This window comes from Methylomonas sp. HW2-6 (assembly GCF_052474525.1).
On sequence record NZ_CP184124.1, the window covers coordinates 1506038 to 1532200 of the forward strand.

A 26163-nucleotide genomic window follows, 5' to 3' on the forward strand; every position below is an offset into this window, starting at 1 on the left:
GCTAACCCGGCGGCCGCTTTACTGTTAGCGAGGACGCCGGATTAACGGGCTTAAAAAACCGCATGCTCCAAGCGAGACCGAAGATGCGGAGATGCCACCGCGAGAGAAGCAATAGCATTTGATACAAATGATAATGATTCGCAATTATAAGTCAAGCAAAAATATATTCCCGCGCGAACGCTCGAGCCGGACGCGGCCGAATGCAAGCGTCAGCGGATGAAAATTCGGGATGGATGCGGAGAGATTGAGGTCTGCGCGCCGGCCGGACCAAAGCCGCAGAACGCCAGGAACCAGGACGCCCGCCGGCAAGACCCCGCTAGGGGCGGCTATCGAAGACGCGTAGGTCGAGGTTTGCCGGTTGGTCGCTGGCTTCCTGTAACCGGACCTGGAATTGTTCCAGCGGCAGCGGCCGGCCGAACAGAAAGCCCTGGTAGAAATGGCAGCCGTGGGCTTTCAGAAAGGCGAGCTGTTCTTCGGTTTCGACGCCTTCGGCCAGGCTCTCGATACCCAAATTGTCGGCCATGCCGATGATGGTCTGGACGATGACCGCGTCGTTTTGGCTCACGCCCAGATTGTGCACGAAGGAACGGTCGATTTTTAACTGATCGAACGGCAGCTTGGTCAGGTAATACAGCGACGAATAGCCGGTGCCGAAATCGTCCATCGAAAAACTGACGCCGCTTTCCCTGAGTTGTTGCATTTTGACGATGGTATCGTCGATATCGTCCAATACCAGGCTTTCGGTGAGTTCCAGTTTCAGGCGGCTGGGACAGAGTCCGTGGCGGGTAATAGTTCGGCGGACTTGGGCGACGAAATCGGCCTGGCGAAATTGCGGCGCGCTGACGTTGACCGCCAGTTGCAGGCCGTCGAATCCGGCTTGGCCCTCCCAATTTTTCAACTGGGCGCAGGCGCTATCTACCACCCAATTGCCGATCGGCACGATCAGCCCGGTTTCCTCGGCCAGCGGGATGAATTCCGCCGGCGCGACCAGGCCGCGTTGCGGATGTTGCCAACGGATCAAGACTTCGGCGCCGACAATGTTGCCGTCCTGGTCGACTTGCGGCTGAAAATAGAGCAGGAAACCGTCTTCTTCCAGCGCCCGGCGTAAGTCGTTTTCCAGTGCAGCTTTGGCTTCCAGCGCTTGTTGCATTGCCGGGTCGTAAAACTGCAGGCTGTTGCGGCCGCTCCGTTTTGCCTGGTACAGCGCGGTATCGATGCATTTCAGCAGTTCTTCTACCGTGGTATCCGGATCGCGAAACAAGCCGACGCCCATGCTGGCCGAGCAATGGTGCTCGTAGCCTTGCAGCGGGTAGGGGCGACTTATGGCCGCCAGGATTTTGCTGCCTATCATTTTGGTTTGGGCCGAGGCTTGCCCCGGATCGCCGTTCAGTCCGTTCAAAATCACGACGAACTCGTCGCCCCCCAGCCTGGCTACGGTGTCGCCTTCGCGAACGCTCGCTTCCAGACGGCGAGCCACTTCGATCAGCAACAGATCGCCGTGGTTATGGCCTTTGGTGTCGTTCAGCGTCTTGAAATTGTCCAGATCGATGAAGAGCGCCGCACCGTGGCTGGCGGCGCGGGCATTGGCAACGACGGCCTGATGCAGGCGGTCGTAAAGCAGGCGGCGGTTGGGTAGGCCGGTCAGCGGATCGTAAAACGCCAGCCGCTCTATTTCGGCTTCGGCTTGTTGCTGGGCCCTGCTGCGGCTGAAGTTGTCCAAAGCAATATCGATGTCCGTAGCCATTTCCAATAACAGGTCGCGGGCGTCGGCGTCGAAAGCGTCCACTTCGTCGGCATACAACACGAACACGCCGGCGCCCTGGTGCAAGGGCAGAGCGGCAGACGATTTCCAATTGGCTTTTAGCGCTTGGGCTCGCCATGGCAGCGTTAACGGATCGTTTTGAAAGTCCTGGCACCAATAAGGCCGTTGTTCGCGGATCGCAACGCTGGTGGGACTGCGGCCGAAGGTGCTGCCGGCGGTCAAGGCCATGTCGATGGTTTGCAGTTCGTCGGCGCCCTCGCCGAAACTGGCGCATGGGCGAAGCGCGCTCCGGTCGGCATTCAGCAGGCCGACCCATGCCATCTTCATGCCGCCGAATTCCACCGCAGCCTGACAAACGCTGAGGAAAAGGTCCGCCTCGTCGGCGGACTGGACGATGGCTTTATTGCACCGGCTCAATGCGGCGTAGAGTTGCATGTGGCGCTGGATTTTGGCCTGGGCCGCCCGGCGTTCGCTAATGTCGCGGGCGATACCCAGCACGCCGATCAACTTGCCGTTTCGGTCCAGTACCGGAGTTTTCAGGGTTTCGAACAGGCCGCGGTAGCCGTTGTCGGCAAATTCCAGCCATTCCTCGTTGGCGCATACCTTGCCGGCCCGCACTGCTTTTTGGTCGTTGTCGCGGAAAAAGTCGGCCAGTTCGGCGGAGACGAAGTCGCGGTCGGTTTTGCCGACGATCTCGGCTTCGCCGGCACCGTACAGGCGTTCGAATTGGAGGTTACAGGTCAAATACACCCCGTTCGGATCTTTCAGCCAGACCAGATCGGGAATGGTATCCAGCAGGGTGTGCAATTGGGTGTGGGCTGAAATGTAATCGTCCAGCGTGGTTCTGAGTTTTTGCTCGCTCTGGTAAAGTTGGCTGCTGCGTTCCGCCACCGCCTCTTCCAGCCGGTTGCGCAGGCGTTCGATTTCCAGATGGGTCCGCACCCGCGCCAGCAGTTCTTCGCGCTGATAAGGCTTGGACACATAGTCCACCGCCCCCAAATGGAAGCCTTGTACTTTTTCTTCGGTTTCCGAGAGCGTACTGACGAAGATGACCGGCACTTGCCGCGTGGCCGGGTGCGCTTTCAGCCGACGGCAGACTTCGAAGCCGTCGATGCCGGGCATCATGATGTCCAACATCACCAGATCCGGTGGGTTGTCGAACGCCGATTCCAGTGCCAATTCGCCGTCGATGGCGGAGCGGACCTCGTAGCCTTCCGCCCGCAGCAGTTCCGACAACAGCTTCAGCGATGCCGGGGTGTCGTCGACGACAAGAATTCTGGATTGACGGCTGGTCATGTCGAATCGCCTCGATTGGCTCGCAATGCTTTCAATATCGCTGGATAGTTATAGTTTTCGGCCTGCAGCGCCAGTGCTGCGGCCAGTTGCTCATCATGCGCCCGGACTTGGCCGATGGCATCGGCGATACGTTGGTTTTCCAGGCTTTTCAAGGCATTTTCCAGATCGTAGCGCACCGCAGCCGGCAGCTTGCGCAGGCTCTCCGTGCTGAAGGCCGGCGTCTCGGTGGCCGGCGCATTGGCACAGCGGTAACGTACCCCCAATTGCCGGGCCAGGCAATCGTAGATTTCGGCCGGATGGTAGGGCTTGCCGATAAATTCGTCCATGCCCGCTGCCAAAATTTCGTCGCGCTGTTCGGCAAATGCCGACGCCGACACACCGATGATTTTTACCGCATTGCCGCCCGGTAAGGCCCGAATGGTTTGGGTGGCTTCCAGACCGTCCATCACCGGCATTTGCCGATCCATCCAGATCAGGTGCGGTTTCCAACTTTGGAACAGTTCCACCCCGTCCCGGCCGTTTTCGGCCAATTTGACCTTGAAACCGACGGCTTCCAAGATCCAGGAAAGCAGCAGTTGATTGTCGGTCTGGTCTTCGACGATCAGAATCCGGTACTCCGGTTGGTCCGGTGCCAGCCCCAACACTTCGCGTTCGTCTGCCGCGGCCTGCTGAGGGGCGCCTTTGGCCGGTTCCGATATGCGTAGCGGCAGTTCGACTCGGAACAGCGATCCCTGGCCCTCGACGCTTTCCAGCCCGATACTGCCGTTCATCAATTGTACGAATTGGCGGGTGATGCTCAGGCCCAGACCGGTGCCTTTGCTCGCGGTGGTTTGGCCGATCTGGACGAAGGGTTCGAAGATGCGTTGCCGGTCTTGCTCGGCGATACCGATGCCGGTGTCTTCTACCTCTATCAGCAGGTGCGCAGTGGCGTTAAGTTTGCTGCGCAGGCGAACGGTGACGCCGCCCTTGACCGTGAATTTCAACGCATTGCCGACCAGATTGATCAAGACTTGGCGTAAGCGGGATTGGTCGCCGACGATGAACTGCGGAAACGCCGATGCCGGATCGAGCGCCAGGCTGAGCCCTTTTTCGGTGGCGCGCGCGCGCATCATGTTCAGCACGTCGTCGACCATCGCCTGCAGGTCGAAAGTCGCTTCCGCCAACGGCACTTGGCCGGATTCGATTTTGGCCATTTCCAACACTTGGTTGATCAGGCTGAGGAGATGTTCGCCGCTACGATTGATGATGTCCAGATTGCGCAGATCGCGCTCCGCCAGTTGTGCGCTTTTACGCATCAGGCTGGAGAACCCCAGAATCGCGTTCAACGGTGTGCGCAGTTCGTGGCTCATATTAGCCAGGAATGCGCTCTTGGCTTTATTCGCAGTTTCCGCCGCATCTCGCGCCATTTGCAGTTCTTCGGTACGGTGCTGCACGGTTTCTTCCAAGCGGTCGCGGTAATGGCGCAGTTCTTCTTCGGTTCGCTTGCGCTGGCTGATGTCGCGGCAGATCGCCAAATTGTAAGTTTTGCCGTCGAACTCGAAAGCGTTGCCGGTGATTTCCACCGGAAACACGCGGCCTTGACGGGTGCAATGCATGGATTCGAACTGAATTTGCCGGTGTTCCAACAACTGCGGCCAGAATTCTCGCCACATTTCCGGCGTCCAAGTCGGGTCGATGTCGTACACGCTCATGCCCCCTGTCAATTCGGCGACACTGTAACCCAGGGTATGGGCTCCGCTTTGATTGACGTACAAAAACCGCGGGTCGTTTTCGCCCATCAGCAGGATGGTTTCCCTGACTTTGTCCAGTGCGAAACTCAGCAATTGCAAACGCTGTTGCGCCTGTTTGCGTTCGGACAGATCATAAAACAAGCCGACGAAGCCGACGAAGCCGCCGATACGGCCGCTTTCGTCGCGCAATGCCGTCACCGAAAGATTGACCGGCAAGCGGCTGCCATCGCTGCGGATAAACGTCCATTGGCGTTCTTCAGGCGAATGATATTGCGCCAGGGCAGTGAACACGCCGAAGTCCGGCGCTATGGTTTGGCCGAATTGCGCCGAGGGCTCGCCAGCGCATAGCGCGATCTCTTCGCTATCGTGCCACAACGCCGGTGTTGCCCGCCCGACCACCTCTGCGGCCTGGTAGCCCAACAACCGTTCCGCGGCCGGGTTAAAACTGGTGACGATACCGTCGCAGTTGGTGGATACGATACCGTGGGCGGCGTTGTCCAGAATAGTGCGTTGAAACAGGTTGAGCCGGTGCAAGGCGTCGTCGCGTTGTTGAATCGCCGCCATCATGGCGTTGAAATTGCGGCCGAGCCGGGCCAGTTCGTCGTTGCCGTCGGCCGGTACCCTTTGCCGGTAATCGGCTTCGGCTCGCACCCGCTCGGTGGCTTCGGTCAACGCCGCGATCGGCCTTACCACCGTGCGGCGCAAAACCATCAACTGGCTCCAGGTAACTCCCATCAGGATCAAGACCCCGGCGCCGAATAACCACAGGGTCTGACGCGTTTCGCGGTTCAATTGTTTCAGATTCATGCTCAGGCGCAGACGGGCGCCGCTGGGGAGGGTTTGCACCCAGTCGGCATGAGCCGAAGCCAGATAAATGCCGTCGCGGTTGTCGAGGCCGGCGAAATTGGTTTCAGCCTGATTGCCGAGCTGAGCCAGCAGTCGGCCGTCGCTGAGGACGATGTGTGCCCCCAGCAATTGCGGATTGTGTTTCAGCGTATCCAGAATTTCCTGGGCGCGTTGGCCGTCCTCGAAAGCCACCGCGCTGTCGGTGCCGACCGCGATCAATTCTGCGTAGGGTTCCATGATCTGATGGACCCGTTGCTCCAAAGTCAGGTTTTGATATATCAGCAAACCGCCGCCGAGCAATATGAAGATCAAGACAGCCGATCCCCACAGTATCAGAGATAGCCGGTGGTGAATGTTCAATCGCATCGGCATTGCTTACCTCATCCGGCGCAAGGCGCCGTTGAACAGGACGCTGGTGGACACCTCCAGCATCTTGGTTTGAATGGTCAGCGAAACCGCTCGCGCTTGGTCCAGATTGATGCTCATGCCCACCCGGTCATCGACAACGAAGCCCACGACTCCGCCGGCGTCGAGAAAATCCGGCGCGTCGCCGATCGTCAATACCGGCTTGTTGCGCAATTCGGCGAGTGCTTGTTGGCGTTGCCAAGGTTCCGGGTAAGCAATGTAAACCAATTGGCAAGCCGGCAATTCCGCCGGCCGCTGGGCGCGAACGATGCGGAAGCCGCGGCCTTGCTCGGTGCGGTTGCGCAAGGTATCGTCCAGAATCTCGCCGAACGGGTCCGGACCGAGGATGCCGACGCACCAGGGGGCACCGTTGTCCGGCAAGGCTTGGTCCGGCCAGACCACATAATGGGCGAAATTGCGCAGAAAGGCGGCTTTGACCCGGTACGGGTTTTCCTGAGTCGAGGCCGGAGCCGGCGCTAACGCGCAGAGCAGCAGTGTCAGCAGCCCGAATGCCCGGATTCGGCCGGAGCCGCTATGCGAAAACTTGATGCCGTATTGCATGCTCGTGCCGCCGCAGTCAGTACTTGACCGAAAAGTTGACCATCAACTCTTGCGGTCGACCGCGGCTGCTCTGCGACGGCCGGTAATGTTCGTCGAGCAGGTTTTTACCGATCAGGTCGACGCTGATGCTGTGGCCGCCCACTTGCCAAGTGTAACCGACCAAGGCATTCAGTAGCGCGTAGGTTTGGTAGGCCGAACTCGGCGTGTCCGGTAACAAGGTCTGGTCGAACACCAAGTTGACGCCAGCGCCGATATGCAGCCCTTGCAGCGGGCCGGCGTCGAAATCGTAGCGGGTCCACAGATTGGCCAGATGCGGCGCGCTCATTTGTAGCGGCGCATTGTGAAAGCGCAACGCGTTCTTGTAATAGGCGCGGCCGGTCGCGTCCAGCGTGTTCGGATCCTGGGCCAGGATCGCGGCGTCGTTGCCGGTGAATTCGGTAATCTTGGCATCCATGAAACTATAGGACAGGTACAACTGCCAGTTCTCGGCCAGCTTGGCCGTAGCGTCCCATTCGATACCGCGCGAACGTTGCTTGCCGGTGGGGACGCCGTAGATGGTGGTGATACCCAAGCCGTCGGTTACGGCCAGATCGTTGACGATGTTTTTGTTTTCGATGTCGAAGAAGGTCAGCGTGCTCGACAGGCGGCCGTCGAACAGGTCGGCTTTCAGGCCGATGTCGACCCCGCGGCCTTCGCTCGGTTCAGGGATGCCGCGGCTGCCGTCCAGGTTGTTGACCAAAAACGTGGCGGGAACGAAGGATTCGGCATAGGTGGCGAAGGCGGTCCATTCCGGCGTGATTTTGTAGAGCAGGCCGTACTGGGGCGTGAGTTTGCTGACGCTGGTTTGCGGTTGGGCGACATTGGTCAGACCGTCGCTGACTTGGCTGGTCGTGGAAGTCCAGCGCCAGCCGGCCAACGCCAGTAGCCGGTCGCCGAACAGGCCCAGGGTGCCGCCGCCGTAAACCGATTTATCAACGGCGCCGACGTCCTGGTTGAAGCGGCCGGCGGTCAAGGCCGCTAGCGGAATCGCGGTATTGCGGTTCCAGGTTGCCGGGTTGCCCAAGTCCCACCGCGGTAGCGGCGAGGCGATCGGGTTGTTGCCCAAGGCCGGATCGTTCGGCGCCTGGCCGGCATTGCGGTGGAAATTGCGGTCCACGTACTGGCCGCCGAGCAACAAGCGCAGGCTGGCGAAACCCAGGTCGTATTTACCGACGCCCTGAATTTCGACGGTGTCGTCGCGGTTGGTATAGTTTTGCAGCCGTACCCGCCGGCCTTGTATTAGCGTGGCGTTGTTCGACATACCCAGGTTGCCGCTGAACACGGCTTCGATATCGTATTCCAGATGCGAATAGCCGGCGCGCAGATTCCAGTGTTCGTCGGCTTTGACGTCGATCCAACTGCTGAAATTATTGGTTTTGCTGTGGCGGAAGTCGCTGTAGGCCATGCTGTTCCAGGTGTCCGCCAGCCCCGGCACGTCGACGCCGGACAGGTTCGGGTCCGCCGTGCTGGGGATCAGTCCGGCCCAGGTGCTGTAGCCGGGTTTTTGCATCAATTGCGGTTCTTCGATCTTTTCGAAATGTTCGAATTTCAGCGAGACGCTGAGCCGGTCGCTAGGCTGCCACAGCAGGGATGGCGATAGGTTCCAGGAATGGGCGTCGTAAGCATCCCAGTAATGCATGTCCTGGTCGTAGGATGCCGCCAGGCGGTAGGCCAGCGTGGCGGAGGCCGGGCCGGTGACGTCGGCATCGAAGCGGTATTCGCCGTAAGAGCCGTAGCGGGCGTCGGCGCTGGCGGCAAACCGGCGCTGCGGTTGTTTGGTGATGACGTTGACGATGCCGCCCGGCGCGACCTGGCCGTATAAAAACGAGGCCGGGCCTTTAACCACCTCGACCCGCGAAATATTGGTGAAGTCGAATATCGACGGGCCGTGCACGCCGTCACGCAGGATCTGGATATTGCCGCCGGCCAGCGAGCCCACGGTGAAGCCGCGGATGGCCAGATTGGCATTGCCTTCGTTGAAATCGTTGCTGCGGTAGGTGACGCCGGGCGAATAGCGGGCGATATCGAAAATGTCGCGCGGTTTCTGGTCGGCAATGAACGACTCGGTGAAGGCCTGCAAAGCGAACGGCAGCTCGCGGATCGGCGAATCGAAACGGGAGCCGGATACCGAATTGGAGGCGCTGTAACCGCGGTCGAGTTGGCTGGATACTTCGAACGGCGAGACCTTGACGCCGACCAGTTCGTCGATGTCCATGTCGGCGACGTTTTTGGTTGTTGCTGCCGCTTCCGGGGTGGATGCCGGCCGGTAAACCTCGCCGACTTCCGCGCTCGTTTTCGCCGTCGGCGCGACCCCGAGCGCCAAACCGGTCGCAACCGCGCCAAGTCCACCGAATCTTGGCCAACGTCGCGTCATATTTGAGCCTCCCCAACAGCGGTTAGTCAACGTTGCCGTCCGGTTTGGCCGATCAAATTCCTCCGGTCGCTACCCGCGCGGGCAGGGCGATCTAAGGCATCATAGCACGGGGTCGCCGCAACGGATTACTGTTGCACCCGGCTTGCGGTTTACACCGGAAACCGTTCACAGCATATAGTGTCGCCACAGCCGCTCGACTTCGCCGCGCAATTCGGCAAACTCGGCGCCGTCTGCGGTGGCGCTGAGCCCTTGCAGGACCTGGTGATGGCCGTAATCCCGGTAAGCGCAGTAGGCTTGCTTCAGCAAGTCTGCGTCGGCGGCCGGCATCAAACCGTGCTGTTGCAAGCCTGCTAACAGACGCACGTTGTCGGTGTAGGTGGCAAGGTCCGGATAGTGTGCGGTGCCGGCCAGAATCGAGTATTGGACGATGAATTCGATGTCGGCGATGCCGCCGGCACTGTGTTTCAGGTCGAATACCGCCGGGTCTTTCGGCGCCAGATTGTCGCGCATCTTTTCCCGCATTTCCCGCACCTGGGTCTGCAATTCGGCCGGATCGCGCGGCAGGGCCAGAATCCGGGCCCGAATCGCTTCGTAGCCGGCTTTCAACTTTTGGTCGCCCGCCACGAAGCGGCCGCGCACCAGTGCCTGGTGTTCCCAGGTCCAGGCTTCGTCCTTCAGATAGGCTTCGTAATGGCCGATATGGGTCACCAACAAACCGGAATCGCCGTTCGGCCGCAGCCGCAGGTCGGCCTCGTACAGCACGCCGGACAGCATCTTGGTATCCAGGATATGGCGGATTTTCTGGCCCAGCCGCAAATAGAACTGGGCCGTGCCGATCGGTTTCTCGCCGTCGGTGGCAGCGTTGCCGTCGGCGCAATCGTACAGAAACACCAGGTCCAGGTCGGAGCCGTAACCGAGTTCGATGCCGCCGAATTTGCCGAACGCAATCACGGCGAAAGCGGCCGGGTCCGGGCCGGTGCCGGGCGGGCAGCCGTGTTTGGCGGCCAGCATGTGCCAGGCCCGTTCCAATACCTGCTCCAGAATCGCTTCGGCGATCCAGGTCAGATAATCGCTGACGATCATGACCGGAATCGCGCCCATGATGTCGGCGGCGGCGACCCGCAACACATTCAGGTGTTTGAACTGGCGCAACGCAATCATCAACTGTTCGCCATCCTGCTGGTCGACCTTATTCAGCGCCCGCTGCAAGTCTTCGCGCAAGGCCTGTTTCTGCAATGGCTCGTATAACGAGCGGGTGTCCAGCAGTTCGTCGAACAAGATCGGATACTGTGCCAGATACTCGCAGATCCAGGGACTGGCCGCGGCCAGCGTGATCAGTTGTTGCAAGGCATCGGGATTTTCCGCGAGCAAGGCCAGATAGACGTTACGGCCGGATACGGCTTCGAACAGTTGCAAGATGCGCAGCAAGGTGGTGTCGGCGTGCTCGCTGCCGGCAACCTGTTCGATCAGCTTCGGCATCAGCCGGTCCAGCACGCCGGCGCCTTTGGCGGTCATCCGTTTTACCGCGTGGGAGTCCTTGAAATCGGCGACGGCTTTTTGCATGGCCAGCGGGTCGGCGAAACCGTAATCGGCCAGCGCCTCCAGCGCCTGTTCGTCGTCGGCCCCGGCGGTCCAGATCAGGCGCGCGCTTTGCCGCTTGTTGTCCTGGTCGCTGAGCGAGAACACCTGTTCGAAAATTTCGTGGACCGAGGCACGCACCCGATCCAGTTCCTGCTTGAATTCCTGCCAGTCGGCGAAATCCAGCGAATAGGCCAGCAACAGCTGCGCCCGCGGCTCGGCGGGCAAATCGTGGGTTTGTTTGTCCTGGTATTCCTGGATGTGGTTTTCCACCCGGCGCAAAAAGCGGTAACCGAATTTCAGCGTGGCGACGTCGTCGTCGCCCATCAATTGCAAATCGCGCAGTACGTCCAATACGGTCTGGATTTCCCGTTGCTGCAGCGCGATGTCCTGGCCGCCGCGGATCAGTTGGAAGGCCTGGCCGATGAACTCCACTTCGCGGATACCGCCGGGGCCGAGCTTGACGTTTTCCATCCGGTCTTTGCGCCGCAACTCCTGGGTGATCTGGAATTTCAGCGAACGCAGTTCCTCGAAGGCGCCGTAATCCAGATAGCGCCGGTAAACGAAGGGTTTGATCATCGCCGCCAGTTGCTTGCCGCTGGCGAAATCGCCGGCTACCTGGCGGGCCTTGATCATCGCGTAGCGCTCCCATTCCCGGGCTTGAGTCAGGTAATACTGCTCCATGCCGTCGAAGTTCATGATCAGCGGGCCGCTGTCGCCGAACGGTCGCAACCGGACGTCGGTGCGGAACACGAAACCGTCCACGGTGATTTCGTCCAGCATTTTCACCAGCGAGCGGCAGAGACGGGTGAAGAATTCCTCGTAGCTGATTTCTTTTTTGCCGCTCAGCACGCCGTCCTCGGCGTAGGCGAAAATCAGGTCGATGTCGGACGAATAATTCAGCTCCCAGGCGCCGAGTTTGCCCATGCCCAATACCACGATATTGAACGGAGTGCCGTCGGCCAGCGTCGGCGTGCCCCAGCGCTGACAGGCCTGGCGGTATAAAAAATCCAGCGCGGTCTGGATGCAGGTTTCGGCCAGTGCGGTCAGATCGGCCAGGGTTTCGTCCAGGTCGGACCAGCCGGCCAGATCGCGCCAGGCGATTCTGACCATTTCCCGGCGCCGAAACAGCCGCAACGCGCGGGCCAGAGTCGGTTCAGAATCGGCCGAGCCCACGCTCGGCGCCAGCGCGGCGGCGTAGTCCTGCCGGCGTAGCGGAGCGAACAGGTCGCCCGAGTCGACCAGTTCCGGCAGCAGACCGGGGTGGCGCAGCCAGTTGTCGCTGATGAACTGGCTGCAGGCGCAAACCTTCAATATCGAAGCGCGGAAGCGGTCGTCGCCGAATGCGGCCAGATGCTCGGGGCTAGAACCCTCGGCCAGTCTGGCGCAAAAATCGCCGGCCCAGGCTTGCAATTCATCGGGTAAATGCGCCGAATGCTGCGACAACGTATCGAAAAGCGTCATTGGCCGGTTCCTGTAGTTGTAAACGGAAGGGCATGATACCTAAACTGCTGAGGTCTGAATAACAATATCCACACTATGATTAAGGCATGTTTCCGCAGCGTTTTCCCGGCATACCGGCGTTGACGCTTTGCGCCTGCACGCAGCCAGCCCAAAGGGGGCTCTCACCATGAAAAAAATTTACCCGATACTCGTTTTATCCGCGGCAGCGGCGGCCTGTTCGGCGCCGGAGCCAAAAAGCCTGGCTAGCTCAAGCGGTTGGAGCCAAACCGGAACGCCGGCCCTGCATGCGGTTCGCGACGGCAAATTACGTGAACTGATGGATCGAATGGACAGCCTGATGCATGAGCGATTTATGACGGAGACCCAAATCGATGCCGAGCGGCGCAAGTACGCGCGGCAGATTGCCGAGACTGCGCATAGCCTGTCGGCGAATGTCGACACGATCATCGCCAGTATGCCCAGTCTGAACCTGACCGCGGACGAACAAACCGCATTTCGGGCGTTGGCTGCAAAACTGCGTAGCGAAATGAGCTTGTTGCAACAGCAAGCCGAATCGAATCGTATCGATCAAATCAGCGACAACCTGCATGAAATCAACACCACCTGTACCTCGTGCCACGCCTTGTTCCGCAAACTGGGAGGCTAGTGTGAGTAGAGCGGGCGATTTTTTACTGAAATTGGCGGCGCTGCTTGCCTTGTGCGGAGCGTTGTCCGGTTCGGCGGCAGCGGACGACGACATTAAGGCCCTATTGGGGGCGATGAGCCGGCAGATCGAGGACTTGAAACAACAGGTGGCGCAGTCCAATCAGCGCATCGGCCAGTTGGAGCAGGCGCTGAAGGTCTATAAAAGCGAGCAGCAATCGCCAAAAGCCAATTTGGTCGGGGCTGCGGGCGTTCAGCCAGTACCGGCCTCGGCCGCCGGCGCCGGCAATTCCAAGGAAAAAGCGGTTGTAACGGTTGGCGATACTAAAGGCACATTCAAAATTCCGGGGACCGATACTTCGTTAGGTCTGGGCGGTTTTGTCAAAACCGACCTGCTGTTCAACAGCGTCAGCGCCGGTCGCGACCGTTTGGGCGACCAGCAATTGATCATGTCGCAAATTCCGGTCGGCGCCGCCGGCGAACGCGGGCAGGTTACTTTTCTAGCCAAGGAAAGCCGTTTGTGGTTCAAGTCGTTTACGCCGAGTGAGTGGGGCGACGTCAATACCTTCGTCGAACTGGATTTTTACGGCGATCCGGCCACCTATAGTTATACGCCGCGCTTGCGCCATGCCTACGGTTCGTTCGGCCATCTGCTGGCCGGCCAAACCTGGACTACGTTTTTGAACGCGTCGGCTTTGCCCGACAACCTGGATGTGGGCGGCTCGGCCGGCGCCCTGGCTAGTCTGCGTCAGCCTCTGGTGCGCTGGACCGAGCCGTTTACCTGGCTGGATACGCCGATGGAAGGGCTACTGGCGCTGGAAACGCCGCGCAGCCGGCTATGGGTGGATAACCATCTGGAGACGGGAACCGCGAACCGGGCGGCGGCCGGCGATCCTAATCTGGATGCCGCCTATTGGACGACGCCGAACGCGGATCGCTATCCGGATTTGGTTGCTCGCCTGAATTTGAATCCGGAATGGGGCAACATGTCGCTGGCCGCATTGGGCAGGCAGTTGCGTTACACCAATAGCAGCAACGGTTATCGCCAGGATGCTTGGGGCGGCGGTGTCAATTTATCCGGCAGGATCAATACCGTCGGCCTGGATAACATCCGTTTCATGGCGCATTACGGCAAGGGCGATGCTCGTTACGTGTCGACAACCAACACCTTCGCCGATGCGGCGCTGGATAGCCACGGCGCGATAGAGTTGTCGGAGAGCTACGGCGCTATGCTGGCCTACCAGCATTGGTGGGACAAGCAATGGCGTTCCAGCCTGACTTACGGCTTCGCCCAAACCGACTATCCGTACTATGCCAATCCGGTATTGACCCGGCAGGTGCAATCGCTGCACGCGAATTTGTTATGGAGCCCGGTCAGCCAGGCCATGCTGGGCGTGGAATACACCTATGCCGACCGAGAACTGATCGACGGCCGCGACGGGGTGCTGCAACGGGTGCAGTTTTCGGCGAAATATAGTTTCTGAGGTGGGCAAGTTGGCCCAGCGTTCGAGCCTGTAATAAGTCGGAGCCGAAATGTCGCGGCGAATCAGCCCCGCAACAACGGCGATTGCAGGATCAGCGCTGCCGTAATCAGCACCGCGGCGCCGAAGATGGCGCGCAGGGTGCGGGTGTTGTTGCGCTTGAGTTGTTTGCGCAATTGGATCATTTCCTTTTGCTGGTGTTGCAATTGCTGCTGCATATGCGCGGCGCTTTGCAGGGCTTGAAACACCAGGCCCGGCACTTCCGGCAGTTGTTCGCCGATTTCCGGAAACTTGCCCAGCAATTCCTTGATTTTCTTTTCCGGACCGATGCGTTGTTTGAACCAGTTTTCCAGGAACGGCTTGGCGGTTTGCCACAGGTCCAATTCCGGATAAAGCTGGCGGCCCAGGCCTTCGATGTTGAGCAGGGTTTTTTGCAGCAGTACCAGTTGCGGTTGTACCACCATGTCGAAACGGCGCGCGGTCTGGAACAGGCGCAGCAACAGCAGGCCGAAGGAAATGTCCTTCAACGGTTTTTCGAAAATCGGTTCGCATACCGCGCGGATCGCCGCTTCGAATTCCTCGATCCGGGTGGTTGGCGGCACCCAGCCCGATTCGATATGCATTTTCGCCACTTTCCGGTAGTCGTGATTGAAAAACGCCAGAAAGTTTTCGGCCAGATAACGCTGGTCGCTGTCCGACAAGCTGCCGACGATACCGAAATCCACGGCCAGGTATTTATCCGGCAGTTGCACGAAAATGTTGCCGGGATGCATGTCGGCATGAAAGAAATTGTCGCGGAACACCTGGGTGAAGAAAATTTCGACGCCGCGCTCGGCCAGCTTTTTGAAATCGGCCCCGCCGCGGCGCAAGGCATCGATATCGCCGACCGGGACGCCGTAGATGCGTTCCATCACCAGTACTTTCCGCCGGGTCAACGGCCAATGGATTTCCGGGATGTACAGCATCTCCGAGTTTTTGAAATTGGCTCGGATCGCGCTGGCGTTGGCCGCTTCGCGGACCAGATCCAGTTCGTCGAGTATGGTTTTCTCGAATTCGGCAACGATTTCCATTGCCCGCAGCCGGCGGGCGTCGGCCCAGAAGCGTTCGGCCAGGCGAGCCAATTCGTACAACAAGCCGACGTCGGAATGGATTTTGTCTTCGATATCGGGCCGCAATACTTTAACGATGACTTTCTCGCCGCTGGGCAAAGTCGCGGTATGGACTTGGGCCACCGAGGCCGAAGCCAGCGGCGTCGGGTCGAATTCGGCGAAAGCTTCCTCTATCGACTGGCCGAGCTGCTGTTCGATGATTTTGCGGGCGATGTCGATCGAGAACGGCGGCACCCGGTCCTGCAATTTGATCAATTCTTCGGCGATGTCTTCCGGCAGCAAATCCTTGCGGGTCGACAGGGTCTGGCCGAATTTGACGTAAATCGGCCCCAGGTCTTCCAGGGTGCGACGGATACGTACGCCGCGCGGTTCGCGCGAGTTGCGGGTCCAGTAATTCGGCGAAAAGAACGCCAGAAACCGGATCGGTCGGAACAGATGAGTTCTGAGTACGATTTCGTCCAGACCGTGAAACATCATCACCCAATTGATATGCATCAGGCGTAGCAGTATTTTGGGGCGAATCACGGTGTCGGTCCTTTAGTCAGACTCAGAGGTGTTGTCGGAAGTTGTGGTCAGCCGATCCAGCCGGGCGGCAAGGCGGTCGCAATCGCTACGGCAGGCGTCGATGCCGCGGAACAGCAATTCGGCTTCGGCCTTGGCCGGCAGTTCGCGGGTTTCTTCCTGCAGAAATTCTTCCAGGTTTAGCCGCAGCGTATGCAGGCTTTGACCGGTCCAGCGTTTGCCGCCGCGAACGATATCGCCCAGTTGCCGCGCCAGTCGCTCGCCGGTGACGCGGGCCAGTTTGCCCTGCAGATCGATATCGAGTTTTTCGAACAGGCGCTGGAATTTGCGGGCCAGTTGTACGTCGCCGGCCAGGCGCACTTCGCCCTTGAACAGCGAACGCATCGGCGTGGTGCTGAGGCCCATCAGGCCCAGCGACGATAAGGAACCGCTCAGGGTGGCGTCGGCCGCCGCCGGATAACTGTCCAGGATACGGATAGTGTCGCTGCCGGGGCATAAAAACAGGCTGCTGCCGAAGGTATCGATCCGCAATTCAATGACCTTGCCCGCCATCGGCGCCAGATATTGTTCGCTGTGGCTGTCCAGCGCCAGATAGCGGACCAGTGCCGCTTCGAGCGCGGATATCAGCAGTGGTTTCAGCGAGCCGGGCATTTATTGAGCCTGCTGCTGCTGTTGTTGCTGCAGATAATCCCGCATGTCTTCGTTATCGATCCGATGGTATAAATCGGCGACGGCTAAGCTCAGACCGACGCTGTCGAAGCTGATATTGTCGCCGAGAGAGGAGTGCGTCGGGCGCCAATCGGCTTCGCTGATCGGGTATTGCGCCTGTTGCAGAGCCATCTTCGAATCTCGCTACCGGGTCCGTGGGTCGGCTTAAAACTTGTAACCCCGGTGCACGGCAACGATGCCTTGGGTCATGTTGAAATACTCGCAACGTTCCAGGCCGGCGTTTTCCATCATCTGCTTCAATTCGTCCTGCTTCGGGTGCATCCGGATCGATTCGGCCAGATAGCGGTAACTGTCCTCGTCCTTGGCCACCACGGCGCCGATTTTCGGCAGGATGTTGAACGAATAAAAGTCGTAGACTTTTTCGGTGATCGGGTCGATCGGATGCGAGAACTCCAGCACGATGACGCGGCCGCCCGGCTTCAAAACCCGGTACATCGAACGCAACGCGGCGTCTTTATCGGTGACGTTGCGTAAGCCGAAGCCTATTGTCACGCAGTCGAAAGTATTGTCGGCGAATGGCAGGCATTCGGCGTTGACCTGGGCGTAACGGATATTGCCGGCAACGCCTTTGTCGATCAAGCGATCGCGGCCGGTGCGCAGCATTTCCGAATTGATGTCGGCCAATACCACCTGGCCGGATTTGCCGACCCGTTTCTCGAACAGCAAGGTCAGGTCGCCGGTACCGCCGGCCAAGTCCAAAACCTTATCGCCCTCGCGAACATTGGCCAGTTGCACCGCAACCCGTTTCCAAATCCGGTGGATGCCGAGCGACATCAGGTCGTTCATCACGTCGTATTGGCGGGCGACCGAGTCGAATACGCCGCGCACCAGCGCGACTTTATCTGCCTTGGGAACCTGTTTGAAGCCGAAATGGGTGGTATTGTCGTTAGTCATGATTCGATTCAGTTGTGTAAGGGCGAGCGGCGGCTGATGCCGGCGGCTTGCAATGCTTCCAGGTAAGCCGACCACAGCAGCGGGAAATCGGAACCAAGCTTGTACAGCAAGTCCCAGCTATAAATGCCGGTGTCGTGGCCGTCGCTGAAGATGAGTTTCACCGCGTAATTGCCGACCGGCTGAATGTCGGTAATGGTGACGTCTTCCTTGCCGGTCTGCAGAGTTTCCTGACCGGGGCCGTGGCCGACCGCTTCCGCGGATTGGGTGAAAACTCGCAGATACTCGCTGGGCATCTCGAAGATGCTGCCGTCGTCGAAATGGATTTCCAAAATCGCCGACACTTTGTGCAGCTTGATTTCGGTAGGTTGGCAATGGCAGGGAGTGATGGCTACGCGCATGGTCGGTTATAAAATGTAGCGGCTCAAGTCTTCGTCGTCGGCCAGTTCCAATAGGTGGGCGTCGACGTAAGCGGCGTCGATGACGACCGATTTCTCCGGCAGATCCGGCGCGCTGAAGGAAATGTCTTCCAGCAGTTTTTCCAGAATCGTATGCAGGCGGCGGGCACCGATGTTCTCGGTCTTTTCGTTGACTTGCCAGCCTAGTTCGGCAATGCGTTTGATGCCGTCGGCGGTAAATTGCAGATCGACGCCTTCGGTTTTTAGCAAGGCTTGGTACTGCTCGGTCAAGGACGCATCCGGTTCGGTCAGAATGCGGACGAAGTCGTCGGCGCTGAGTGCGTTCAACTCGACCCGGATCGGAAAACGGCCTTGCAGCTCCGGGATCAGGTCGGACGGTTTGGTTAAATGGAACGCGCCGGAGGCGATGAACAGGATATGGTCGGTCTTGATCATGCCGTATTTGGTGGTGACGGTGCTGCCCTCGACCAGCGGCAGCAAATCGCGCTGCACGCCTTCGCGGGAGACTTCGCCGCCGCCCGTTTCCGCGCGTTTGCAAATCTTGTCGATCTCGTCCAGAAACACGATGCCGTGCTGTTCAACCGCTTCCAGCGCCGATTGTTTGATTTCCTCTTCGTTGACCAATTTGCCGGCTTCCTCTTCCTGAAGCAGTTTCAGCGCGTCCTTGATTTTCAGTTTGCGCGATTTGGTGCGGCCGCTGTTCAGGTTCTGAAACATGCCCTGCAACTGGCTGGTCATTTCTTCCATGCCCGGCGGTGCCATGATTTCGACGCCGACCGACGGTGCGGACACGTCGATTTGGATTTCCTTATCGTTCAAATCACCTTCGCGCAATTTTTTGCGCATTTTCTGCCGGGTGGATTCCTCGGTATCCGACAGCATGCCGCCCTCGGCCCGCGGCAAAAGAATGTCCAGTACTTTGTCTTCGGCGGCGTCGGCGGCGCGGTTTTGCACCTTTTCCATGGCCGATACCCGCGTCATTTTTACTGCGCTGTCGATCAGATCGCGGATGATGGATTCCACGTCGCGGCCAACATAGCCGACCTCGGTGAATTTGGTGGCCTCAATCTTGATAAACGGCGCATTGGCCAGTTTGGCCAGGCGGCGGGCGATTTCGGTTTTACCGACACCGGTCGGGCCTATCATCAGGATGTTTTTCGGCGTGATTTCGTCGCGCAACTCGGGCGCGACCTGACTACGGCGCCAGCGGTTGCGCAAGGCAATGGCGACTGAACGCTTGGCGTCGGCTTGACCGACGATGTGTTTGTCCAGTTCGCTGACGATTTCTCTCGGGGTCATTTGACTCATGGTTTACTCTTGCGGCGCCGCTTGCGGTTCGGCGTCCAATTCTTCGATGCGTAAGTTGTGGTTGGTATAAATGCAGATGTCGGCGGCGATATTCAAGGCCTTTTCGACGATGTCGCGCGCACTAAGTTCGGTGTTTTCCAGCAACGCGCGGGCGGCGCTTTGGGCGAAGGCGCCGCCGGAGCCGATGGCGATGAAATCGTGTTCCGGTTCGATCACGTCGCCGGTGCCGGAGATGACCAGGGACGTTTTGCTGTCGGCGATGATCAGCAGTGCTTCCAGTTTACGCAGGGCTCGGTCGGTACGCCAGTCTTTGGCCATTTCTACAGCGGCGCGGGTCAGGTTGCCGCGGTGTTTTTCCAGTTTGCCTTCGAAATGTTCGAACAGGGTGAAGGCGTCGGCAGTGGCCCCAGCGAAACCGGCTATCACTTTGTCGTGGTACAAGCGTCTGACTTTTCTGGCATTGCCTTTCATTACGGTGTTGCCCAAAGTAACCTGACCGTCGCCGCCGATCACGACCTTGTCGCCGCGCCGGACCGATAGAATTGTGGTGCCTCTGAAGTTGGTCATAAGCTGGGAAACTGAAAACGGAAAGGCGGCGATTTTACATGTTCTGGGCCCGGATGGGTTAGAAGTTTAGCAAGCGCAGGCCTTGTCGGAAAAAGGTTCGGAGATTGAACAAAGCACTAAAACTGATTAAAGTTGAAACTGCTGGTATTTTAAGGATGCGCCGTTTTGTCGGGCGCTTCCAACATTACAACAACAATAACAACAAGAGGCTAGTCATGAATTTGTCGATTCGCTGGAAAAGCGCGCTGCTGTTGGGCGCGATGGTTTTTTCGAGTGTGGCGTTGGCGCTGACACCGGAGGAGGAGGAACGGTTAAAGGAATGCAAACGGCCCAAATTTCGCGATTTCGTTCCGGAACATAAAGCCGAAGTCGATGCTGGGGTCGATATGTCGTTCCATGTCTCGCACAATGCCGATCCGTTGTCCATCAGTGCCGAGGCCCGCGGCGAGAAAATGAAGGTCGAGGTGGTCGATAAAAAGACTTTTTATTTCGTTAAATCCAAATTGCCGCAACTCAGTCCGGGATTCGCCCGGATCCACGTCATGGCCAAATCGGCCGAAAGCAAAGTCGAGTCCGGCTGCTGGGGGCAGGACGGCTGGTTGATCAAAATCAAGGGTGAAGAGGCTGCGGCCAAGCCGGCAGCTCCGGCAGCGGCTCAGTAGCGGATTTTATCGGTCTGGATTTGCCATAAGCGGAACGGTTCCGCGGCAGATTCGAGTGGCAGATGCCGCATAACGATCTGGCGCTGCTCGGCAGGTTTATCGATTTCAGTGTAAATCAGGCTGTCGTCAAAGCCGGCTTGGGCGGCATCGTCGCGGCTACTGGCGAAATAGACTGCGTCCAGCCGGGACCAATAAATCGCGCCCAGACACATCGGGCAGGGTTCACAACTGGTGTAGAGCACGCAGTGTTTCAATTGAAAGTCTTGCAAATACTGGCAGGCTTGGCGGATCGCCAGCACCTCGGCATGGGCGGTGGGGTCCATGTTCTCGGTGACGCGATTGCCGCTGGCGGCGATGATGCGCTGGTCTCGCACGATCAGCGCGCCGAACGGGCCGCCGCCGTTGCTGACGTTGAAGCAAGCCAGTTCTACCGCTTGATGCAGAAAGTCCTGGTGCATCACAGGCCCAGCGGATTGCGCGGATCGACGCCGTCCATGAACGGCAGTCGGCGGTCTTCGTTGGTGATTTGGTAGACCTTGCCCAGCCAGTTGTTGAATACGGCTTTGGCCGAGTCGCGCCAGGTGATGTCCAGACGTTCGACGATTTGCTCCTCCGGCATTGCTTTTAGCTGCCGGCCGCCGTGGCGGGCGGCCTGGACGTGGCTGGCGTAGTCGGCCAGCATGCGTTGCGCCGCTTCGTCGAAATAGTGTTCCGGATAGGGCGGATAATCGTCGCGTTCGGCGCGGTAATAGCGCAGCACCTCGCGTTTATATTCCTTCAACAAGCTGATGTCGTCGTACTCCGGATGGCCCTGGAAGAACACGATCCGGAAGCCGTCCGGGCTGACCGCCAAATGTACGCCGGCCTGGTCGCTGGCGACTAATACCTTTAAGCCTTGTTTTTCCATGTCGCTACGGAAAACCTCGTTGAACCGAGAATGCGGTACATCGAAGCGGGTATTGATTTCGGATACCAGCGGGTGGTTGCGATCGACCACCTTGTGCGAGTAGACCCCCCAACGCTTGGCCGGCAGCCGGGTGCGTTCGATACCGTAACAATGCTGAATCAGAGCATGGGTGGCGAGGCAGGAACAGAGCACCGAAGTGACGTTTTCCTTGGCCCACTCGAACACTTCGGTCAGCGGCCGCCAAAAATCCTCTTCCTGTAAATGGTCGTGGGTGACGTTGGCGCCGCTGATGATCAAGGCGTCCAGGCCGTCGCGTTTGATCTGTTCGAAGCTTTCGTAATACTTGGCGATATGCGCCAGAGCTTCCGGGCCGCGCTCCAGGCCGTCGATGGTAAACGGGTGGACGTGGAACTGGGCAATTTGGTTGCAGGCGCCGACCAGACGGAAAAACTGGCGTTCGGTGGCTTCCAGCGCGGCATCCGGCATGATGTTCAACAGGCCGATGTGCAATTCGCGGATGGATTGGTGGGCGGCGCGGTCCGGCGTCAGAATCTCTTCGCCTTCTTCCTGCAAGCGGCGGAAAGTCGGTAATTCGGTATGAGCGACTAAAGGCATGTCAGTGGGCCGCTCAAGCGCTTTGGCGGGCGATCGCCGCGGCGATCAGTTGGACGAAATCGTCCTCGGTTTGCACTTTGGCGGTTTCGTCGGCGCTGATCGTGTAACCGTATTGGGCGGCGATTGCCTCGTAACGCGGCACCCGCGCCTTGAACAATTCCGGAAACACCCAGCTGACGAATTCGTCCGGCGGAATCTGGTCGGTGTTCTGGTAGTTGCGTTCGCGCATGAATTGCGCCAGCTTTTCATCGACGAATTCCGGCCGGTAATACAGCGGTTTCGGATCTTGCTTGGCGCGGTCGATGATGGTCTGTTCCAATGCCGGCGGAATTTTGATGTAAACGATCAGCGTATGCTTAGCCAGGTTTTCCAGCACTTCCGGGCAATCCAGTTCGCAGACGCTGCCGCCGGCATCGTTGATGAAATGTTTGTAGCCGTAAATGGCTTCGGCTTTATGGATGAAATCCGGCACGTCGTTCATCGCCGCGATTTCGGCTTGATGGTGCAGGGCCTGACGGCGCTTGAATTCGGCCTGGCTCAAGCCGCCTTTGCCGGGGTCGCCGATTTTGCCGAGGAAGCTGGATACCGGCGCCAGATTGTCGACGGTGATGTTGCTGCAAATATAGATCGAGTCGGACTTAAGCAGGTCCCGCAAAAACGGCACGCCCATCGCTTGTTGTTTGATGTTGTCCAGTATCGGTTCTTCCAGATATTTGGTGCCGATCCGGTAGTCGCCGGAATAATGGAACCATTTGTCTTTGGGCAGTTTGGCCGATAGCGTGGTTTTGCCGGCGCCGGACATGGCTAACAGGGTGATGCTTTTGGACTCCCAGTCCAAAAACTGTTGCGGGGTCATTCTCATAAGGTCGTGTTTAATCCAAAAAGTCGCTGATATCCAAATCTTCCGAATCGGCCCGGCTGTGGCGGTCCGGATCGGTATAGCCGAGATCGTCGGCTTCCAGATCGTCGAACGGTGCGCTCCAGTCGTCCGGATCTTCGATGTAATCGATGGTCGAGCCGTACCAAGACTCGTTATCGTACTCGCCTAAATCGCCGTTGGCGTATTGCACTTCGATCGATTCGTCGGCTCCTTCGATCGCCACTACCTTGAAAGTAAGATTGCTTTCCAAATCTTTATACCAACGGCCGATGACCGGATCTGCAATGGTTGTCATGGTTGCATCCTCGCTGTGTTGATGTGGTGGGCAATGATAGCGAGTTTGGCGGGGCGGTGCGAGTGCGCAGGCGTAAAACCGCGATCAAATTCGATTAGAATGTGCCATTACTTGCAGCTTTAGGCCGTTATGAACGAAGAACGCATTATCGAATTGGAGATTAAGCAAGCGTATCAGGAAGACCTGATTCAGGCTTTGAACCAAGTGGTGGCCGACCAGCAAAAACAGATCGGCAAATTGGAGGAGACCTGCAAGTTGCTGCACGACAAGATCAAGAGTTTGGCGCTGAGCATGGCCGAGCGGCCGTTGCTGCCGCTCGACGAAAAGCCGCCGCATTACTGAGCGGCGGCCGGTTAAGACTTGGAGCGGTTGCGGTGGCCGATTTTGCCGTGGTTGCCGGTCGCAGCCACGGTTTGTTTCGGTTGCGGAAAGGAGCTGCAATCCAGATTTTTGCCGTGCAGGCGGCGGCAGAAATCGCGGCTGTCGTCCTGTTGCAGGCCGGTCCATTGGCTGAGCCAGACGGTGCCTCTTTTGTTTTTGCTCTTGACGATACGCGGTTGACCGCTTTTTGCCAACGGGCCTAATGCGTTGCGGACCCGCTGCAGGTTGACGTCGGCATCGATTTTGCGCGGAAAGCTGCCCAGGCTGACGTTCCATGATGCGGCGCTATAGCGGGGCTGCGGCTTGTTTGCCGCCAGCAGCCGGCGCTCGCGGCTTTCCGGCGTTTCGTTGATCCTAATCGGTTCGTAACGGCTGATGGCGCCGGAGTCTGCGCCCATTTGCGCGGCACTGCCGGCGCAACGGTTAGATGCCAATTGAAACGGCGGTGGCAATTGCGTGGTATCGTGCAATTGCGAGATGTGTTCGCCCAACTGGCTGTTGCCGCTCTTGGCAAAGCCCATATCCAACAGGTTGCCCATTTGCTCGAAACGTTCGCCGCTGCTGTGGGCGCCGAGCAGTACGCCGATGATCCGGTGGCCGTTGCGTTTGGCCGAAGCGATCAGGTTATAGCCGGAGCCGCAGGTAAAACCGGTTTTGAAGCCGTCGGCGTCGGGGTAGGTTTTCAGGATTTTGTTGGTATTCGGCATTACCCGGCCCTTGTAACGGAATTCGGTGGCCGAAAAGTAATGGTAATACTGCGGAAAATCGCGCAGTACCGCCGCCGATAACAATGCCAGGTCGCGGGCGCTGCTGATTTGGCCGTCGTCCGGCAGGCCGCTGGCATTTTCGAACGAACTGCTGCTCATGCCCAGGCGGTGCGCGGTTTGCGTCATCATCGCCGCGAAATTGGATTCGGTTCCGCCCAGTCTTTCCGCCAACACCACCGCCGCATCGTTGGCCGAGCGGGTGGTGACGGCCATGATCGCTTGTTCGACGGTCAGGCTTTGCCCGGCGCGCAAGCCCAGCTTGGAACTGGGCATAGATGCGGCGTGTTTCGACGCGTAAACCGTATCGGTTAGTTTCAGGTTGCCTGATTCGAGCGCGGCAAACGTCATGTACATGGTCATGACTTTGGTCAGCGAGGCCGGATACCAGCGCTGGGTGGATTCATTCTCGTGTATCACCCGGCCGCTGTCGGCGTCGATGACAATGGCCGCATAGCGGGCGGCCGCAAACGGGCTCTGCAGCATCAGGCAAGCCAGGGATATCAGGGCGAAACGGGGCTTAGGCAGGCGGCTCAAGTTATTACTTTGCTCCAGGAAGGTTGTGTAAGCGTTTGACGATATTATTTAATCAGAAATTTCAATTTCGACAAAGGCGGATTTCGTGGCGGGTTGGATGGATTCGACTGGCCGAGTGGTGGATTTTTACCGGAATCGGCCCGGAAAACCCGGCTCTACCGTAACGTAGTGCCAATCTTGGCGCCGAAATCGCCCGCCGCCGGCACCGATCGGCAAAATAGCAAAAACCGGCGGCGCTCGGGTCAGACGCTGCTGCGCAGTTTGAATTTGTGACGGGCTTGGCGTTTTTGCAGCCAGCGAATCAGGCCGGTGACGAACAGCAGCGGACAGGCCAATCCGGAAATCAACACCAGCAATTGTCCGGTCAAGCCGAAGGCTTCGCCGGTATGCAAGGGATGCAGCCAGTTGATCAGCGTGTCGGAACCGCCCAGCTCGGCGGGATTGCTGACCGCCAATACTCGGCCGCTGTATTGATCCACCCAGACATTGGTTTTCGGGAAGCGTTGGCTGGGCTCGCCGTCTTGGCGCAGATTGATGCGGAAACTGCCGCCAGCATCGTGCGGAGTTTCGATCCAGCACAAGCGGGCGTCGGGAAAAACCGACTGGCCGGCGGCGACGGCTTGATCGAGGCTTATCCGCTGCTGTCCGGCGCGGGCCGGGAAAGATTGTGGTTTGGGCGTGGGCTGCAGGGGCGAAAAATAGCCGAACAGCGGATTGGCGTATTGTGGGATTTCCAGGGCAACGCCGCTCAGCGCCAAAACCAGCATCACGATGAAAGTGTAAAAACCCGCCAATTTATGCAGATCGTAATTCAGCCTTTCCTTGCTGGCCTTGGCCTTAACCGTCAGCGCGGTTTTTAGTTTGCTTAGCGGCGGCCACCACAGGTAGAGGCCGGAGATCAGCGAAATCAACAAAAAGCCGCCGACAATCGCCATCAAAATTTTACCGGGCTCGTCCAGTAACAGTTTGTAATGCAGGTCGTACAGCCAGGTCATCGCAAACTCGCCCCAAAAGCGGTTCGCCAGCACCTGGCCGGTGTAAGGGTCCAGCGAAACCATCAAAGGGGCGAAACCGTGGTGGGCGGTTTCTTCCGGTTTGTAATAGCGGGCGGTGACGGCGCGGTGCGGGTCTGCAGGAATTTCCAGGCGCCAGCCGCGTTGCCGGCCAGGTTCCGCCTGGCGTAAAGCCTGGTACAGGGCTTCGTAGCTTTGCCGCTGTGCATTGGGCTGGGCGATTACCAATTGCGGATTCAGCCATTCGTCGAGATCCAGATAGAACACCAACAGGCTGCCGGTCAGACCGGCGACTGCAATAACCAAGCCCAAGCTCAGACCCAAATGAAGATGGACCGCCAACCAAAGCTGGCGGGCGGTCTGTTTCCTTTTGGCTGTTAAAGCTG

General features: G+C 58.6%; 22 protein-coding genes. 4 read left to right on the forward strand and 18 right to left on the reverse strand.

Translation table 11 applies throughout. The features are described 5' to 3' along the window. Positions 1-316: 316 nt before the first annotated feature. The 5 genes from ACH518_RS08010 to glnE all read right to left on the reverse strand — a co-directional run bounded on the left by ACH518_RS08010 (position 317) and on the right by glnE (position 12055). Positions 317-3058 carry an EAL domain-containing protein gene (locus tag ACH518_RS08010; RefSeq protein WP_445372515.1) on the reverse strand — a complete coding sequence of 914 codons (2742 nt, stop codon included), beginning with the start codon at positions 3056-3058 and terminating at the stop codon, positions 317-319. Next, a complete protein-coding gene (locus tag ACH518_RS08015; protein WP_445372516.1) occupies positions 3055-6000 on the reverse strand; it encodes a PAS domain S-box protein in 2946 nt (981 codons plus the stop codon). The genes ACH518_RS08010 and ACH518_RS08015 overlap by 4 nt, the downstream gene beginning before the upstream one ends. Before the next feature lie 9 nt (positions 6001-6009). After that, on the reverse strand, positions 6010-6600 hold the full coding sequence (locus ACH518_RS08020; protein WP_140910829.1) for a YfiR family protein: 591 nt from the start codon (positions 6598-6600) through the stop codon (positions 6010-6012). A 16-nt stretch (positions 6601-6616) separates the two neighbouring features. Then, positions 6617-9013 (reverse strand): TonB-dependent siderophore receptor, encoded by a 2397-nt coding sequence (locus ACH518_RS08025; protein WP_445372517.1) that lies wholly within the window; start codon positions 9011-9013, stop codon positions 6617-6619. A 165-nt stretch (positions 9014-9178) separates the two neighbouring features. Further along, on the reverse strand, positions 9179-12055 hold the full coding sequence (gene glnE, locus ACH518_RS08030; protein WP_445372518.1) for a bifunctional [glutamate--ammonia ligase]-adenylyl-L-tyrosine phosphorylase/[glutamate--ammonia-ligase] adenylyltransferase: 2877 nt from the start codon (positions 12053-12055) through the stop codon (positions 9179-9181). Positions 12056-12221: 166 nt separating this feature from the next. Here glnE and ACH518_RS08035 point away from each other — a divergent pair, with 166 nt between their 5' ends. Both ACH518_RS08035 and ACH518_RS08040 read left to right on the forward strand, forming a co-directional pair. Beyond that, complete coding sequence (locus ACH518_RS08035; protein WP_445372519.1) at positions 12222-12701, forward strand: cytochrome c; 480 nt, start codon at positions 12222-12224, stop codon at positions 12699-12701. A gap of 1 nt (position 12702) precedes the next feature. Next, entirely contained in the window at positions 12703-14181 is a 1479-nt protein-coding gene (locus ACH518_RS08040) for a DcaP family trimeric outer membrane transporter (protein ID WP_445372520.1), read from the forward strand. A 62-nt stretch (positions 14182-14243) separates the two neighbouring features. Here ACH518_RS08040 and ubiB read toward each other — a convergent pair whose 3' ends face one another. From ubiB to hslV, 7 genes are read right to left on the reverse strand one after another with little or no spacing between them, the layout of a single operon-like run. Beyond that, positions 14244-15812, reverse strand: coding sequence for a ubiquinone biosynthesis regulatory protein kinase UbiB (gene ubiB, locus ACH518_RS08045; RefSeq protein WP_445372521.1), 1569 nt, complete (start codon positions 15810-15812; stop codon positions 14244-14246). Positions 15813-15824: 12 nt separating this feature from the next. Further along, positions 15825-16460, reverse strand: coding sequence for a ubiquinone biosynthesis accessory factor UbiJ (locus ACH518_RS08050; protein WP_445372522.1), 636 nt, complete (start codon positions 16458-16460; stop codon positions 15825-15827). After that, positions 16461-16649, reverse strand: a complete 189-nt coding sequence (locus ACH518_RS08055) for a hypothetical protein (protein ID WP_445372523.1) — start codon at positions 16647-16649, stop codon at positions 16461-16463. It lies immediately after the preceding gene. Positions 16650-16682: 33 nt separating this feature from the next. After that, a complete protein-coding gene (gene ubiE, locus ACH518_RS08060; RefSeq protein ID WP_140910821.1) occupies positions 16683-17432 on the reverse strand; it encodes a bifunctional demethylmenaquinone methyltransferase/2-methoxy-6-polyprenyl-1,4-benzoquinol methylase UbiE in 750 nt (249 codons plus the stop codon). Positions 17433-17440: 8 nt separating this feature from the next. Beyond that, entirely contained in the window at positions 17441-17830 is a 390-nt protein-coding gene (locus ACH518_RS08065; protein ID WP_140910820.1) for a gamma-butyrobetaine hydroxylase-like domain-containing protein, read from the reverse strand. A gap of 6 nt (positions 17831-17836) precedes the next feature. Beyond that, complete coding sequence (gene hslU, locus ACH518_RS08070; RefSeq protein WP_140910819.1) at positions 17837-19156, reverse strand: ATP-dependent protease ATPase subunit HslU; 1320 nt, start codon at positions 19154-19156, stop codon at positions 17837-17839. A 3-nt stretch (positions 19157-19159) separates the two neighbouring features. Continuing rightward, entirely contained in the window at positions 19160-19723 is a 564-nt protein-coding gene (gene hslV, locus ACH518_RS08075; protein ID WP_140910818.1) for an ATP-dependent protease subunit HslV, read from the reverse strand. 215 nt (positions 19724-19938) lie between these two features. Here hslV and ACH518_RS08080 point away from each other — a divergent pair, with 215 nt between their 5' ends. Then, positions 19939-20385: a hypothetical protein gene (locus ACH518_RS08080; protein WP_445372524.1), complete on the forward strand. Its 447-nt coding sequence runs from the start codon at positions 19939-19941 to the stop codon at positions 20383-20385. Here the strand turns inward: ACH518_RS08080 and ACH518_RS08085 are convergent. Genes ACH518_RS08085 through ACH518_RS08100 form a run of 4 tightly spaced genes read right to left on the reverse strand, consistent with a single transcriptional unit; the run spans position 20379 to position 23082 of the window. Further along, positions 20379-20843 carry a nucleoside deaminase gene (locus tag ACH518_RS08085; RefSeq protein WP_140910920.1) on the reverse strand — a complete coding sequence of 155 codons (465 nt, stop codon included), beginning with the start codon at positions 20841-20843 and terminating at the stop codon, positions 20379-20381. The two genes, ACH518_RS08080 and ACH518_RS08085, sit on opposite strands and share 7 nt — an antisense overlap. Further along, positions 20843-21907, reverse strand: coding sequence for a homoserine O-succinyltransferase MetA (metA, locus tag ACH518_RS08090; RefSeq protein WP_445372525.1), 1065 nt, complete (start codon positions 21905-21907; stop codon positions 20843-20845). Before metA ends, ACH518_RS08085 begins: the two co-directional genes overlap by 1 nt. A 13-nt stretch (positions 21908-21920) precedes the next feature. Next, complete coding sequence (locus ACH518_RS08095; RefSeq protein ID WP_140910815.1) at positions 21921-22769, reverse strand: ATPase; 849 nt, start codon at positions 22767-22769, stop codon at positions 21921-21923. Positions 22770-22779: 10 nt separating this feature from the next. Further along, the gene (locus ACH518_RS08100) at positions 22780-23082 is read right to left on the reverse strand and encodes a DUF6763 family protein (protein WP_140910814.1); all 303 of its coding nucleotides are present in this window, start codon (positions 23080-23082) and stop codon (positions 22780-22782) included. 129 nt (positions 23083-23211) lie between these two features. Between ACH518_RS08100 and ACH518_RS08105 the strand changes: the two genes are divergently transcribed. Beyond that, positions 23212-23424: a SlyX family protein gene (locus ACH518_RS08105; protein ID WP_140910813.1), complete on the forward strand. Its 213-nt coding sequence runs from the start codon at positions 23212-23214 to the stop codon at positions 23422-23424. A gap of 11 nt (positions 23425-23435) precedes the next feature. Here the strand turns inward: ACH518_RS08105 and ACH518_RS08110 are convergent, their stop codons facing one another. Then, positions 23436-24713: a D-alanyl-D-alanine carboxypeptidase family protein gene (locus tag ACH518_RS08110; RefSeq protein ID WP_445372526.1), complete on the reverse strand. Its 1278-nt coding sequence runs from the start codon at positions 24711-24713 to the stop codon at positions 23436-23438. A 293-nt stretch (positions 24714-25006) separates the two neighbouring features. After that, a complete protein-coding gene (locus ACH518_RS08115) occupies positions 25007-26119 on the reverse strand; it encodes a PepSY-associated TM helix domain-containing protein (protein ID WP_445372527.1) in 1113 nt (370 codons plus the stop codon). Positions 26120-26163: the final 44 nt, after the last annotated feature.

What these genes read in the sequence shown, in the direction of transcription:
- ACH518_RS08105 (WP_140910813.1), top strand. Translation starts at nt 23,212, where the DNA reads ATGAACGAAGAACGCATTATCGAATTGGAGATTAAGCAAGCGTATCAG.
- ACH518_RS08100 (WP_140910814.1), bottom strand. Translation starts at nt 23,082, where the DNA reads ATGACAACCATTGCAGATCCGGTCATCGGCCGTTGGTATAAAGATTTG.
- ACH518_RS08020 (WP_140910829.1), bottom strand. Translation starts at nt 6,600, where the DNA reads ATGCAATACGGCATCAAGTTTTCGCATAGCGGCTCCGGCCGAATCCGG.
- ACH518_RS08110 (WP_445372526.1), bottom strand. Translation starts at nt 24,713, where the DNA reads ATGCTGCAGAGCCCGTTTGCGGCCGCCCGCTATGCGGCCATTGTCATC.
- metA (WP_445372525.1), bottom strand. Translation starts at nt 21,907, where the DNA reads ATGCCTTTAGTCGCTCATACCGAATTACCGACTTTCCGCCGCTTGCAG.
- glnE (WP_445372518.1), bottom strand. Translation starts at nt 12,055, where the DNA reads ATGACGCTTTTCGATACGTTGTCGCAGCATTCGGCGCATTTACCCGAT.
- hslV (WP_140910818.1), bottom strand. Translation starts at nt 19,723, where the DNA reads ATGACCAACTTCAGAGGCACCACAATTCTATCGGTCCGGCGCGGCGAC.
- ACH518_RS08085 (WP_140910920.1), bottom strand. Translation starts at nt 20,843, where the DNA reads ATGCACCAGGACTTTCTGCATCAAGCGGTAGAACTGGCTTGCTTCAAC.
- ACH518_RS08025 (WP_445372517.1), bottom strand. Translation starts at nt 9,013, where the DNA reads ATGACGCGACGTTGGCCAAGATTCGGTGGACTTGGCGCGGTTGCGACC.
- ACH518_RS08055 (WP_445372523.1), bottom strand. Translation starts at nt 16,649, where the DNA reads ATGGCTCTGCAACAGGCGCAATACCCGATCAGCGAAGCCGATTGGCGC.
- hslU (WP_140910819.1), bottom strand. Translation starts at nt 19,156, where the DNA reads ATGAGTCAAATGACCCCGAGAGAAATCGTCAGCGAACTGGACAAACAC.
- ACH518_RS08065 (WP_140910820.1), bottom strand. Translation starts at nt 17,830, where the DNA reads ATGCGCGTAGCCATCACTCCCTGCCATTGCCAACCTACCGAAATCAAG.
- ACH518_RS08080 (WP_445372524.1), top strand. Translation starts at nt 19,939, where the DNA reads ATGAATTTGTCGATTCGCTGGAAAAGCGCGCTGCTGTTGGGCGCGATG.
- ACH518_RS08010 (WP_445372515.1), bottom strand. Translation starts at nt 3,058, where the DNA reads ATGACCAGCCGTCAATCCAGAATTCTTGTCGTCGACGACACCCCGGCA.
- ubiE (WP_140910821.1), bottom strand. Translation starts at nt 17,432, where the DNA reads ATGACTAACGACAATACCACCCATTTCGGCTTCAAACAGGTTCCCAAG.
- ACH518_RS08050 (WP_445372522.1), bottom strand. Translation starts at nt 16,460, where the DNA reads ATGCCCGGCTCGCTGAAACCACTGCTGATATCCGCGCTCGAAGCGGCA.
- ACH518_RS08095 (WP_140910815.1), bottom strand. Translation starts at nt 22,769, where the DNA reads ATGAGAATGACCCCGCAACAGTTTTTGGACTGGGAGTCCAAAAGCATC.
- ACH518_RS08015 (WP_445372516.1), bottom strand. Translation starts at nt 6,000, where the DNA reads ATGCGATTGAACATTCACCACCGGCTATCTCTGATACTGTGGGGATCG.
- ACH518_RS08035 (WP_445372519.1), top strand. Translation starts at nt 12,222, where the DNA reads ATGAAAAAAATTTACCCGATACTCGTTTTATCCGCGGCAGCGGCGGCC.